The organism is Leptospira soteropolitanensis (assembly GCF_026151655.1).
In the GTDB taxonomy this organism is placed as follows: domain Bacteria; phylum Spirochaetota; class Leptospiria; order Leptospirales; family Leptospiraceae; genus Leptospira_A; species Leptospira_A soteropolitanensis.
Genome location: NZ_JAMQPN010000002.1, coordinates 130766 through 143431, shown reverse-complemented (window position 1 = coordinate 143431; position 12666 = coordinate 130766). Strand labels below are relative to the sequence as shown.

Below are 12666 nucleotides of genomic sequence, written 5' to 3'. Positions count from 1 at the left end.
TTGCGAGTGAAAATGAAATTTCTAAATTTCCTCGCAACAAATTTAGTTGTTCTTTGGAAAAGGTGGAGGGAAACTTCCACCTTTTTTATGGGAAGAAAAAAGTATCTTTTTTCTATTTTGTTTTTTGTATTATTTTGTTTATCGAATTTAACATATAAATCACTTTCCGCTGAATCCAAACAGGTCATCCAGCCACCGGATGGAGATGGAATCACCATCATAGTAGAAAAAGGACAAACTCTAAGTATCATTTCTAAAACTTACTTGGATGATCCAAGAAAATGGAAGGAACTACTCAAATCCAATCAAATAGATAATCCCAATCTCATCATTCCTGGGATGAAATTATGGATTCCAAAAAGTTTGGGAAAAAAACCACTTGCAGATCTGCAAAGATACTCGGGAAAAACAGAAGTTTTGAAAGTTTCTAGGAAAAGTTCCGACTGGATCGGGGCCACCATTGGCGAAGGTCTTTATGTCAAAGATGAAGTGAGGACTTTCAAAGATTCAGAAGCGCAATTTCTTTTGTTATCGGGATCAAGATTTGAAATTACCGAAAACAGCCATGTGATAATGGAAAAAGGGAAATCAGATATAGAACCTGATGAACTTTACCTTCGCAAAGGAAGGATTCGCTCCATCATTCAGAAAAAACCATCAACAAACCAACGTATGTTTCTTTTAAAGACAGAATCTGCCGTTTCAGAAGTAAGAGGAACCGATTTTCTTACCGAGGTGGATCCTTCTGGAAATACAATCTTAAGTTGCTATGAGGGGCTTGTGGCAGTTACCGCACAGAATGTAACAGTAAACGTTTCTTCAGGATTTGCTACCTTTGTTGAAAAAGGCAAACCTCCCTTAAAACCATTCAGCCTTCCTGATCCGCCAAAACCAAAAGAAGAATGAATTCTTTCCGTCGTTTCAGATCATTCATCGTTTGGATTGTTTTTTTCCTTTTAGGATTCTTTTTTCCCATATTTTCTGAATCAAAAACCATACGTTTTACTTTAGAGCCAGATAGAGATGATATCATCCAATATGAATTTGAACTTTGGAAAGAACCTAATTTAGATTTGGAAATTCCTTTCCGAGTGGTTGCAAGTCCGGGAAAAATTCAACTCTATATTCCCAATGGATATGAATACTTTCGAATTCGCGCCGTGGCTAAACGCCAAGTGCGAGGATTTTGGACGGATTTGTATGCAGTAAAATCTTTTGGAAAACCAAAACCAAAAGAACCTAGTAAAATCATAGCTCGTAAAACCGCCACAACAGATGTATTGGTACCTATTCAAAAGGGAAAAGGAATCAATCATTTTTATCTCACAGAAAATAAAATCCAAGTAAAACCCATCTTAAGCCAACCGATGAAAACTTCTGTTCGTTACCGAGTCAATGGTGGATCTTGGATGGTAACCAACCAACCAGAGCTTACCTTTTCGAATGATGGGAACTATAAACTAGAATACCAAGTGACAAACGAATTAGGAATATCAGATTCTATGCAGGTTTGGGAGTTCAGCGTGGATAACACTCCACCTACAACGGAACTTCATTGGGAGCCACCTCTATACCAAAAGACTTCTTCGGCATTCGTTGGACCAAATACTAGACTAGAGCTCAAATCGTCAGATTTAGGTTCTGGATTAGATGTGATACGATTCCGAACAACTTGTGGAAACAATGTGCCTTCTGAGTGGTACCATTGGGATATCCAAACGTCCTTTGAAAACATAGTCAATTCTTGTTCGGAAGATTTGGATTTAGAAATTTCAGCAACGGATAAGTTAGGAAACGAAGAAATTCCCAAAAAAATCAAAATTCAAAGAACAAAAAAAGGAAACTAAGAAGTGTACTCTGGATATAGAGTTCGCGAACTTTTCGATCATTTTCTATATGTAATCAAAACTAAATCCTTTTTAAAATTATTTCTCTCCATCATAACATTCTTAATTTTTCCATATTTTCTCCTCGCCTCGTCAATGATTTATTCCAGATACAAAGAGGCATTGGACTGGAACCAAAGATATCAACTCATTCGAATCCAACTCCTTGCTATTGATTTAGAAAACCAAATTAGAGATCAAATTGGCAAAGATAATTTCGAAAAAAAGGCTGTAGGAATTATTCCTGCCAAAGAAATTTATAAAATTCAAAATCATTGTCTTCCGTCTCTCACCGACTCCTTTCACGTAGAAGAAATTAGCCTGTTACAATGTGATTGGGGATCTGGTAAAAAAACATACCTCTTCGTTTTAGATGGAAAAAATATTTCTATCCATTCAGCAGAGTTTTTAGAAGAGGCTCTTTTAGATTCACCCTACAGTGATCCTAATGAAGGTCTATTTCTACTTGGAGATGAGGGAAATTTTGGAATCTCAGGATTTATCGAAAATGAGTTTTTGGTTTCTGAATTTTGGAGATCAGATGTAAAATCTTCATTACAAACTCATTCTAGTCTACCTTCCCTTCGTGAAACCAAAAAAGATGAGATGGATTATTTTGTTGCCAGTTACCCAATGTATGGACTCCCATTCCATTTATTCATTGTTAGCCCAAAGGATTTGGTATTAATACCGATAAAAGAATCCTTAAAAAAAAACACAGTCATATTGATTTCCTTACTTTTTTTATCTTTTGTTTTTTCAATTGCCATTTCTCTAAAGGAAATCGAATCAAAACAAAAGTTAAGATTACTTTTACAAGAATTTCCCCATGCGGCTATCTTATATGATTCAAAAGGAAAAATCCTTTTAGAAAATCCGGAAATTGAACCAAATCTACTTGTCACAAATCTATTTCGGGACCAACTTTCCGTCAAAGATTGGATTGAAAAGGAAGTTAGTTTATTCTTACAAGACGTATACATTTTACAGAATGAGCATACTAAACTAAGAAAAGAAGAATCTGAATTTTATTCTTTTGACGGTTCCATTTATTTGTTAGAGTTTACTTATCAACTCTGGTTTTTGGAACAGAAATATCGTTTCGCTAGCGGTGCCCTTGTATTGATTCAAAATGTTACAAAGAAACGTTTGGAATTCGAAAAGGAAATGGAATATGCTAAAGATTTACAAAAGAAGTATCTACCCAACCGGATCATCTTTTTACCTAATTTAGATTATGAAGTTTTGTACAAACCACTGATTCAAGTGGGTGGTGATTATTACGACTATATTGATTTAGGGAACAACCGTTCTATTTTTGCTTTAGGTGATGTCATAGGGCATGGAGTAAAAGCGGCAATGATGATGACAGTCCTACGTGTTCTATTCCATCAAATTGTAAAAACAGAATCGGATCCAAAACAAATTCTAAAGAAAATGAACGAAGGTATATCCAATCATTTTCCAGATCCATACGCATTTGTACCTTTTCTATTTCTATTATTTGATTTTAATCAAAACATGGTTACGTATGGAAATGCTGGCCATCCAGGTATGTTATACGTCTCTGGAAATGAGATCAGTTGTCCTGAAAAATTAAACCCAATGTTCGGAATGCTTCCCAGTATAGAACCGAAAGTGTTAGAATACCCGATCCAGAAGGGTGATCGTTTTTTTCTTTTTACGGATGGGTTGAAAGATGTTGAAAACTCCAAACAGGAAAAAATATGGGAAAATGAACTTACTGAGTTTTTTATTTCTATGAAATCGAAACACATGTCCCTTATCAAACAGGAACTAGAATTAAAAATCAGGTCCTATTCCGAAGGAATCCCTTTCCTAGATGATATCACTTGGATCGGGATTGAAGTCATTTAGATCAATCTTCCAGAGGTGGATTCTCCAAAAGTTCGATACCTTCGTTATTTTTGTGAAAATAATTCATATCCCATTCTGTATCAAAAAGAAGAGCCATATTACCGAATAAATCTTCCACGAGTCCTGCATTCGATGGGATCTTTGGTCTATCTTCTTTTTTTACCCAACGAGAAATTCCATAAGGCAAGATATGAATGGTTGTGTCGGCTCCATACTCATCTTTTAGGCGACGTTGGAACACCTCAAACTGAAGTTTTCCCATAGCACCGATAATGGGAACACCCCCACCAATGGTTCGTGATGTGAAGAGATGTAAAATTCCCTCTTCTGCTAATTGGTCTAATCCCTTTTTAAAAGATTTTAACTGTAAGGTATCTTTACATGAAATTGTGGCAAAAAGTTCTGGCGCAAAACTGGGAAGTGGTCGGAGCGGCGGAGTATTCCCTGTGGATAATACATCTCCAATTTTATAGGTCCCTGGATTCACAAGTCCAATGATGTCACCGGGATAGGCTGTATCGACTGTATTCCGATCTTGGCCAAAAAATGCAAAACTGGAAGAAAGTTTTACTGGTTTGTCCAAACGGTTATGATTTACGTTTAGGCCCCGTTCAAAAACACCTGAACAAATTCTTAAAAAGGCAATTCGATCCCTATGGGCCTTATTCATGTTAGCCTGTACTTTAAACACAAATGCACTAAATGGGGCATTCACTGGGTCCAAATAGTTTCCATCTCTAAGAGGTATATGATCAGGTCCTGGAGCTAATTCTAAAAACTTATTTAAAAAAAGTTCTATTCCAAAATTGTTGACCGCCGAACCAAAGTATACCGGTGTTTCCTTTCCCAGTAAAAAGGAATTTTTGTCAACTTGCCCAATTCCGCTTTCGACCAAATCTATTTGTTCGCGAAATGCCGATACAATTTCTGCATCGAATTGTTCATCTAGACTAGGATCATTTGGTCCTGCCATACGAAAAACCGCTTTCTGTTTTCCCCCTGGAGTACGATCAAAAAGGTACAGTTGCTCTTCTCTTAGGTCATAAACTCCTTTAAAATCAAAACCAGTACCGAGAGGCCAAACATCAGGGACGGCCTTAATTCCAAGGACTTTTTCAATTTCATCCAAAAGCGCATAAAGGTCTTTTGTAGGACGATCCATCTTATTGATGAAAGTGATGATAGGAATTCCTCGGTCCCGACAAACTCGGAAAAGTTTAATGGTTTGCGGTTCAACGCCCTTACCAGCATCAAGAACCATAACCGCAGTATCAGCAGCCATAAGGGTACGGTAGGTATCTTCCGAAAAGTCTTCGTGGCCTGGAGTGTCCAAAAGGTTTAGAATGTTATTTTTATATTCAAACTGGAGTGCTGCTGATGTGATCGAAATCCCTCTTTCCTTCTCCATTGCCATCCAATCAGAGGTGGCTGACTTCCCTTCTTTTTTTGCCTTCACGGCTCCAGCAAGTTGGATGGCACCTCCGTAGAGCAGTAACTTCTCGGTGAGAGTGGTCTTACCCGCATCGGGGTGGGCAATGATGGCAAAGGTTTTTCGGCGACGGACTTCTCTTTCTATCAGTTCGGGAGACATAACTTGAGTTCCATCCTGTCTAAATTTGAGATTCTGTCGAGAATAAAGAGAAATACCGGTTACCAATCCCAAGGAAGGGGTTGACTTACAAATTATGTCCCATTAGATTGGGGTTAGAGGGAGTGTCTTTTGAGAAAGTTATTATCATTTTTCTTTCTATTCGTAAGTACACAAGTTCTCCCTCTGGACTTTCCCAACTTTTCCTTAGGCGAAGAGAATGCCAAGGAAGAATTCAAACGCGGACTGACTTACAAGAATTTAAGAGAATACTCTGCTGCAAAAGAACGATTTCAAAGGGCTGTCAATTTAAAAAAGGATTTTCACCTAGCCCGCCTTGAACTCGCAAATAATTACTATTTGTTAGGTGAATGGGAAGAAGCACTTGATGAGTTGGAAATTCTAACTGCAAAAGCAAAAAATGATCTATTAATTATTAACAAAATCGAAGCTCTACGATTAGCCATCGCAGGCGGAGTCTCTGATAAAGAAAAAATTTATTTCAAAACGATAGAAGGAGATTCCATTCGTGGATACAGGTTTCGGAATCCTGTTGACATAACTTTTGATGAAGATGGAAATTTTTACGTCGCAGGTTTTGACACTTCTAATATTATTAAATTCAATGCAGCAGGATCTCCTATTTCCAACTGGCGTGGCGGAATTACAAGAAAACTTGATCGTCCTGTATCCTTAGCGTATTACCAACAAAAAATCTATGTCGCTGATTTTGCCCGGGACGAAATCCTTATCTTTGACCTTTCTGGAAGTTTTCTTTCTTCCTTTGGAGGTTCCGGAAAAGGGCAAGGTCAATTTAGAGGCCCATCTTCACTTTATGTAGATTCGAGTGGGAATATCTTTGTAGCTGATTCAGGAAATGCAAGAATTCAAAAATTTAATCCTGCCGGAAAGTTCATATTAGAATTCCAAGGTTTCGGAAATTCCAAATTAGCAAATCCTTCAGGCATTACCATCCACGATGGTAAAATTTATGTAGTAGATAAAGATAATCTTCGTGTCATCCTTTTTGATAGTGATGGAAACACTCTCAACGTGATTGAAAAATCTGAATGGAAAAAACCAAGAAGTATTCGAATTTTAGATAATCAAATTTTTCTTACAGATGAGTTAACCGGAATATGGACCTACTCCCTGTTAAATGGTGAGTGGAGACAACTAAGTAAGTTTAGAGACAAAAAGGGAGTATATAGAGTATTATTTCGTCCCTTTGCCACTAATATGGATTCCACTGGTAGTCTCTATTTTGTTGATTTTGGCAAACATAGAATTGATATTTTTTCTCAAAAAAACCACCTACTTTCAAACTTAGACCTTAAAATCGAATCCATTGATACATCAGGATTCCCTGATATCCATATTTACACACGAGTTCGGAATCGTGCGGGAAAAGAAATAGTAGGCATAGACCGTTTGAGTTTTCGAATATTCGAAAATGATAATATGACCCCCCTTTTCTCGTTAGCAAATAAAAACAAATTAAATAACAAACTAACTGTTGCCATGATTTTTGAAAATAGCGAAGGATTAAAAAAAGGAAAACTTTCCATTGAAGACGGGCTTTTCCCATTCTTTCGTTCTTTACATGATACGGATAAAATTTCGTTGTATCGTGCAGGAAAAGACAGTAACTTAATTTTACAAGAAACAGTTTCCCTCCGAGATATCCTTGCAAAAATAAGAGACAGTGTTCCAGAAGAAAAATATAATTTCGGCAAAGCAAGTATAGCTGCTTTACAAAAACTTTCCTTAGAAACAGGACCTAAAGCCTTGGTTTATTTAGTATCTGGCGAAAGCAGAGAAGATAGTTTTTTACAATACCAAAAATCTAGAATTGTTGCTTTTGCCAAGGCTCATTCTATCCCAATTTACGTTTTGTCGGTAAATCCAAATCTTAACCTAGAGGAATCCTGGTCAGATATGACTGGGCCAACAAATGGTCGCTATATTGTTTTAGATGGTGAGGGTGAAGAAAGAGAATTATATAAAAAGTTAAAAGCCCATACTGACTATCGTTATATACTTTCTTATAAAACAGATACAAATCCGGAGCTCATCAACCGATATATCAAACTGGCAATCGGTGTGGAACATAGAGGGGTTAAAGGTCGCGATGAAGGAGGTTATTTTGTACCGGAACCTCGCTAAATCTTTATTTTGGTTATTTTTTCTTTTTTTGGGATTTGTTTCTGTATCTTTTTTAAGCGCAGAGACAAGTGCTTTGGAAGACATTGCTGAAGGGAAAAGGTATCAATCGGATAATAATTGTAGAAAGGCGATTCAACTTTATCAATCAGCCCTTCAAAAAAATAGAAACTCCATTGAGGCAAAACTGGGAGTTGCAGACTGTAGTTTCCAACTGGGAGCACTTCGGGAGAGTAAAAAGTTTTACAAGGAAATCTTAGATCGTGAGCCAAAATTTATTCCAGCAATCATTGGTTTATCAGAAATTTATTTATCAGAATCGGATTTTAGTTCGATCGAGAAGTTGACAAGTCCCCTACTTATAGAATTTCCCAATCATACGGGTTTACGAATCACAGAAGCAAAATCCTTACAAAAACAGGGGAAACTAGATTCTGCGATTTTTAAAATCAAAACATTAGCAAAACGCTTAGAGGATCCATCGGACTTATTGTTAATGTTGGCAGAATTGTATTTCACAAAACAAAATTACACAGAATCTTTTAACGCAATAGATTTATATACAAAAAAGGAACCAAATGATCCAGAAGGTTTTGCATTTAAAGCTAAAGTTCTTTTATATCAAAGCTACTTTTATCCGAATCAGCTAAAAACAGTTTTACCATTAGTAGAAGAATCCATTCAGAATTCAATTAACTTGGATTCCAAGGGAGAACATGCCAGATTTTATTCAGTTTATCATGATATCATACTCTCTAACTTAACCGGTGAAAAAGATATTAAGAAACGCGCATTTCGAACCATTTATGAATTAGCAAGAGAGTTTCCGGAAAATCAGCTTTATCATAGTTTGGAAGCAAATCTTGCATGGGAATTAGGCGAAACAAAATTTGCCACATATCATTATCGTAGAGCACTCCAATTGGATGATTTAGATGAGATTCTACGTTTCGAAGCGGAAGAATACTCTATAGCAAATGAAAAAGAGGAATCTAAATTAAGACGCGAATTGGGAGATTATAGAAGAGATAGATTTTATTCCGAAAAACATTCTTTGTATCATAAAAGTTCTTTGTTCCATCTCAAGCGTGCAAAAGACCTTAGTCCACAAACGCCCACAGTTCGAAAGGAAATATTGGAATTTTATAATCAGACCGGAGAAACTGCAAAATATACAAATTTGTTACTTCGGCTTAGAGAAGAAGATCCTAATTCTTTTAAACTCCAAAACAAATTAGAGTTCTCTATAAAAAACTTAAAAGAATCATTAGAATTTCGAGAAGGATACATCCAAATTGATCCGAATGTAATTCAGGAAAACATCCCAAGATTTAGTCCAGAGGTTTATGTTTTTGATTTAGAGTCAAGTTTACCATTTCCATATCACTTACAAGCAGGTAGGTTACTTGCGGAAGCATTTCGATACAACTTAAAACAGATGCAATCGGTTCGTGTTGTGGAAGGAGATGAGTTTAAATTAATTCGCAATTTACTAAAGGATATGAGTTATCATCCCTTCTCCCAAACCATTCCCTTTACTGTTGATAACCTTCACCTGCTTGACTCAAAAAGGAAAAACGCAACAAAAATTCGTTATGTGGTTCATGGACGATACCAAATTAAAGATGGGGACATTCGGCTAGATGTTTCTGTTTATGATAGAAATAGTTTGAGAGATATTGCTACCTGGTCAACCAACCAGAGAGGAAGGGATAGTCTTCCCACCATCATTCATCGCGTTGCAGAACGAATTAGAGATTTGTTACCCAAGGAAGGGAAAATATTAAAAGTAAAAAAGGATGAAGTCATTGTATCTCTTGGTAAGGACGATGGATTACTAAAAAATTCTAAGTTGGAATTTCAAAGAAAAGGAAAAACACTATTTTCTGGTGAAATTATCGAACTAGGAAAATCAATTTCTTCGGTGAAACCCAATGCCAGAGGATGGGAAAAAGAACTGGCAACGGGAGATGATGTTATTCTTTCCACGGACTCTCAAACAGAGAAGAAAAATAAGTAAGAATTTCCATAGAAATTTTCTCTTCCTTCTCTTCTGTTAAATTTAATATTTCTAGTTGGCAAACATTTCGATGGAGATAAACTGATCGTACGCCTTCTCTTTGAAAACATTCTGACAAAATTGTACGTAACTTAATAAAATCTTTTTCTTCTAAGTAGATTCGGTCTTTGGTGAATTCATAATTGGAAATTAGTTTATGAATCTCGGAGCGAGGTGTCTTTTCCCATACCAAATCCACATTCGGATAAAAAAAGAATTTTCCCGATTCAAATTGAAGTTCACCCAAAGAAAGAAGTCTCTGAACTGTTTGGTTCTGCCAACGCACCAAACCAAGATCCGAAGTTGTTTTATCAGTGAAGCCAACAAGAACAGAGCCCAGTCCGTTTTGGTCACGTTCTAAGTTTAGGAGTAAAACCTGGGGTTTGCCTTGTTTTTCCGATTCTACTTCGATTCTTTTTTTAGCTTCTAAAGAAATTGTTAAATCTTGTTTTCTTTTTTTAAACGGGAGCCACATCATTTTTAAATTATTACCTTCTAATGTGTATGAATACATTCATTTACAGATCTAGTTTTCCTATAAAAAGGGAGGATTTGTTCCAGTTTCACGAAGATCCAATCGGTTTTGAAACTTTAGTTGGCGGAGCAAACGGAATCAAAGTCATAAAGGCACCGAATTCTCTTTTAGCTGGTGAAGAAGTGGTTTTAGAAATAAACATCTTACCTTTTTGGAAAAAGATCTGGGTCGCAAAACACATTTCCTATCAAAAAAATGAATTTTTTACAGATAACCAAGAGAAAGGTCCTTTTTTAAAGTTTGAACATACACATCGATTTTTAGATGGATCTGATGGTCGTTGTATTCTCTCTGAAGAGATTCAAATCGACTTCCACTTTTGGACCATTTCTCGTATTCTCTTATTTCCCATCCTATTTTTTATGTTTCATAAACGACATACTCTTACAGGAAAACACTTCGGTGTGCGACCAAAACTAATTCTTTGTAGGTATTCTTGATCCATAATCGATCAATTGACGACTGTATTCTCTTTCCATCAAGGGAGAGGATATCAAAAAATCGGCGCTAGACCGATTACAAGCCATCGGAATATTATACAATACAGCAATCCGTAATAAAGCTTTGACATCAGGATCATGCGGTTGTGCAGAAAGGGGATCCCAGAAAAATACCATAAAATCAATTCCATCCTCAACGATTTTTGATCCTATCTGTTGATCACCTCCGAGTGGCCCTGAAATGAAGCGAAACACAGGAAGTCCGATTTCTTCATGAATTAATTTTCCCGTAGTGCCAGTGGCAGAGAGATGATGTTTACTTAAGGTCCCTTTATTGTACTTTACCCAGTCAAGTAAATCTTCCTTTCGATTGTCATGCGCAATTAGGACGATCTTTTTTGTGATCTCCATTTTTCTTTGAATTAGTACCATAGAATGATAGTTCTTGCCAATATCTAGGATTCAAGGAAAGTTTCCCTGTAAATGAAATTTCCCATCCTATTTTTATGGATTTCTTTAATTTTACTGGAAACAATTTCCCTTAACGCCAAAGACATTAGTCAAACATCGGCAAAGGAAAATCGGCTAGAATCCATATTGCCCACGACTCCGGAATCAGGTTCACCCTGGGGGGATAGCTCAGAGAGATTGGATTCAATCAAAGTTCTGGAATTAGTGGATGAAAAAAATTCCGAAAAACGTTGGCAAGAAGCAAACAAAGAATATGCAACTGCTATCGACTACTTCGAATCAGGTAGAAAAAATATCCAAAAGCGGAAGGATGATTCCAAAAAGGAAATTTACTACGAAGATCGGTATGAATGGCAAAAACAGATTAGAAAAGAAAACAAAGAAAAGGAATTTCAGAAATTACTCTTTGATTTAAGAACACAAACAGTCGCCCGATTGATCAAAGGAATGAACCTTTTGGACAAAATTGAAAATCCAAAGGTGAAAGAAAGTGATCCTTATCTTGATCTAAAATCTGGAATCTATAGAGAATATATCAAACACCAGGAAGCATTTAAAAATTATTTACAAGTAATCGATTTTACACATCGCTATATTGGCTTATCTTCTAAAAATGAAGCTGAGGCGGAACCCCATAGATTATTAGCTCTTTCCTATGAAAAAATGGAACAAACTGCAATGAAATCTAAAAACCAAGAACTCTATTATGAGTTCAAAGAACTAAAGAAAAAACATCTGTTACGATTTGCAGAAATCCACTATGGTCGCGAATCTAAAGAATATGCAAGCATAGAAGAAAAAGTAGGAAGAGATTTTTAAATTAAACCTAGTTTCTTTTTTAAAGACCGATTTTCTTCGACCAATTCTTTAATCTCTTGTTCGGTATATTCAAAAAGTCGATCCTGGGCTCGTAAAATTTTATCTAAATTCATCTCTTCAATGCGAGAATAATTTAACACTTGTTCTGTTGCCTTTTGTAATTCTAGTGCTTGTTTGAGTTCTTTTTCGCGAAGTTCATCCAACTTTTGACTTGCCTTTACACGTTCATGAAGTTCTATTAATTCCTGGTTTTTCATATCATTCACTTTTTCTAAAGCAGTGCTGATACCAGCTTGCGAACGTTTCACTAGCTCTTCATATTGTAAAATGGATCGTAAGGCCTCATTTTCCTTTTTGGATTCTTCGTATTCTTGATGCGCTAAGGAAAAAACTCCTTCAAAAAATCCTACGTTTTCTAAACAAGAATTTCCAATATCAAGAGCAGCAGCTTTGTAAGATTCTGATTGGATGGTACGATCCAGAATCATTCTTAGTTCCCTTACATGAAGCGGATTTTCTAAAACTAAATATTTCGATTGGTTTTGAACTGAATCCTGGATTTGGTCCACTCCATCTTCAGAGGATACCAAAATCAAAGATACAAAAGGATTTGTTTCAAACGTAGAAACGATTGTTGGTTGGATTTGTTTCCACTCTGCCAATGACACTTGGAGGAATAAAATATGAATATCATTCGGAGTAATCGAAATTCGGCCCAATTCTTCCAACTGCATTTGGTTGACTTGAACCTTGATCTTTGAATGTTTCCAAAGTTCTACCGGAAAAGGTCGCCCATTAGAAATATTCCAAATGTAAGAAGTTTTCAA

General features: G+C 36.3%; 11 protein-coding genes. 7 read left to right on the top strand and 4 right to left on the bottom strand.

The features are described from left to right. Positions 1 to 12: 12 nt before the first annotated feature. Genes ND811_RS05365 through ND811_RS05355 form a run of 3 tightly spaced genes read left to right on the top strand, consistent with a single transcriptional unit; the run spans position 13 to position 3764 of the window. Complete coding sequence (locus tag ND811_RS05365) at positions 13 to 906, top strand: FecR family protein (RefSeq protein WP_265351091.1); 894 nt, start codon at positions 13 to 15, stop codon at positions 904 to 906. Then, entirely contained in the window at positions 903 to 1847 is a 945-nt protein-coding gene (locus tag ND811_RS05360) for an LBF_2017 N-terminal domain-containing protein (RefSeq protein ID WP_265351090.1), read from the top strand. The genes ND811_RS05365 and ND811_RS05360 overlap by 4 nt, the downstream gene beginning before the upstream one ends. Before the next feature lie 3 nt (positions 1848 to 1850). Continuing rightward, complete coding sequence (locus ND811_RS05355; RefSeq protein ID WP_265351089.1) at positions 1851 to 3764, top strand: PP2C family protein-serine/threonine phosphatase; 1914 nt, start codon at positions 1851 to 1853, stop codon at positions 3762 to 3764. 1 nt (position 3765) lies between these two features. Here ND811_RS05355 and ND811_RS05350 read toward each other — a convergent pair whose 3' ends face one another. Then, positions 3766 to 5355, bottom strand: coding sequence for a peptide chain release factor 3 (locus tag ND811_RS05350; RefSeq protein WP_265351088.1), 1590 nt, complete (start codon positions 5353 to 5355; stop codon positions 3766 to 3768). A gap of 129 nt (positions 5356 to 5484) precedes the next feature. Between ND811_RS05350 and ND811_RS05345 the strand changes: the two genes are divergently transcribed. Together ND811_RS05345 and ND811_RS05340 are read left to right on the top strand one after the other, a co-directional pair. Further along, positions 5485 to 7518, top strand: coding sequence for a 6-bladed beta-propeller (locus ND811_RS05345; RefSeq protein WP_265351087.1), 2034 nt, complete (start codon positions 5485 to 5487; stop codon positions 7516 to 7518). After that, entirely contained in the window at positions 7499 to 9535 is a 2037-nt protein-coding gene (locus ND811_RS05340; protein WP_265351086.1) for a tetratricopeptide repeat protein, read from the top strand. The genes ND811_RS05345 and ND811_RS05340 overlap by 20 nt, the downstream gene beginning before the upstream one ends. On the opposite strand, the gene ND811_RS05335 is transcribed toward ND811_RS05340, so the two are convergent. Continuing rightward, the gene (locus ND811_RS05335) at positions 9492 to 10088 is read right to left on the bottom strand and encodes a hypothetical protein (protein ID WP_265351085.1); all 597 of its coding nucleotides are present in this window, start codon (positions 10086 to 10088) and stop codon (positions 9492 to 9494) included. The genes ND811_RS05340 and ND811_RS05335 overlap by 44 nt on opposite strands. Here ND811_RS05335 and ND811_RS05330 point away from each other — a divergent pair. Then, positions 10079 to 10549: an SRPBCC family protein gene (locus tag ND811_RS05330; RefSeq protein ID WP_265351084.1), complete on the top strand. Its 471-nt coding sequence runs from the start codon at positions 10079 to 10081 to the stop codon at positions 10547 to 10549. The genes ND811_RS05335 and ND811_RS05330 overlap by 10 nt on opposite strands. Here the strand turns inward: ND811_RS05330 and ND811_RS05325 are convergent. Then, positions 10526 to 10981, bottom strand: coding sequence for a methylglyoxal synthase (locus ND811_RS05325; protein WP_265351083.1), 456 nt, complete (start codon positions 10979 to 10981; stop codon positions 10526 to 10528). The two genes, ND811_RS05330 and ND811_RS05325, sit on opposite strands and share 24 nt — an antisense overlap. A 51-nt stretch (positions 10982 to 11032) precedes the next feature. On the opposite strand from ND811_RS05325, the gene ND811_RS05320 reads away from it, so the two are divergent. Then, positions 11033 to 11839 carry an FcpA-related putative periplasmic flagellar protein gene (locus tag ND811_RS05320; protein WP_265351082.1) on the top strand — a complete coding sequence of 269 codons (807 nt, stop codon included), beginning with the start codon at positions 11033 to 11035 and terminating at the stop codon, positions 11837 to 11839. Here the strand turns inward: ND811_RS05320 and ND811_RS05315 are convergent. Further along, the gene (locus tag ND811_RS05315) at positions 11836 to 12666 is read right to left on the bottom strand and encodes a hypothetical protein (protein ID WP_265351081.1); all 831 of its coding nucleotides are present in this window, start codon (positions 12664 to 12666) and stop codon (positions 11836 to 11838) included. The genes ND811_RS05320 and ND811_RS05315 overlap by 4 nt on opposite strands.

Bases quoted from the DNA above. Each gene is read 5' to 3' on its own strand.
- ND811_RS05365 (WP_265351091.1), top strand. From the start codon at position 13: ATGAAATTTCTAAATTTCCTCGCAACAAATTTAGTTGTTCTTTGGAAA.
- ND811_RS05360 (WP_265351090.1), top strand. From the start codon at position 903: ATGAATTCTTTCCGTCGTTTCAGATCATTCATCGTTTGGATTGTTTTT.
- ND811_RS05350 (WP_265351088.1), bottom strand. From the start codon at position 5,355: ATGTCTCCCGAACTGATAGAAAGAGAAGTCCGTCGCCGAAAAACCTTT.
- ND811_RS05330 (WP_265351084.1), top strand. From the start codon at position 10,079: ATGAATACATTCATTTACAGATCTAGTTTTCCTATAAAAAGGGAGGAT.
- ND811_RS05335 (WP_265351085.1), bottom strand. From the start codon at position 10,088: ATGTATTCATACACATTAGAAGGTAATAATTTAAAAATGATGTGGCTC.
- ND811_RS05325 (WP_265351083.1), bottom strand. From the start codon at position 10,981: ATGGTACTAATTCAAAGAAAAATGGAGATCACAAAAAAGATCGTCCTA.
- ND811_RS05320 (WP_265351082.1), top strand. From the start codon at position 11,033: ATGAAATTTCCCATCCTATTTTTATGGATTTCTTTAATTTTACTGGAA.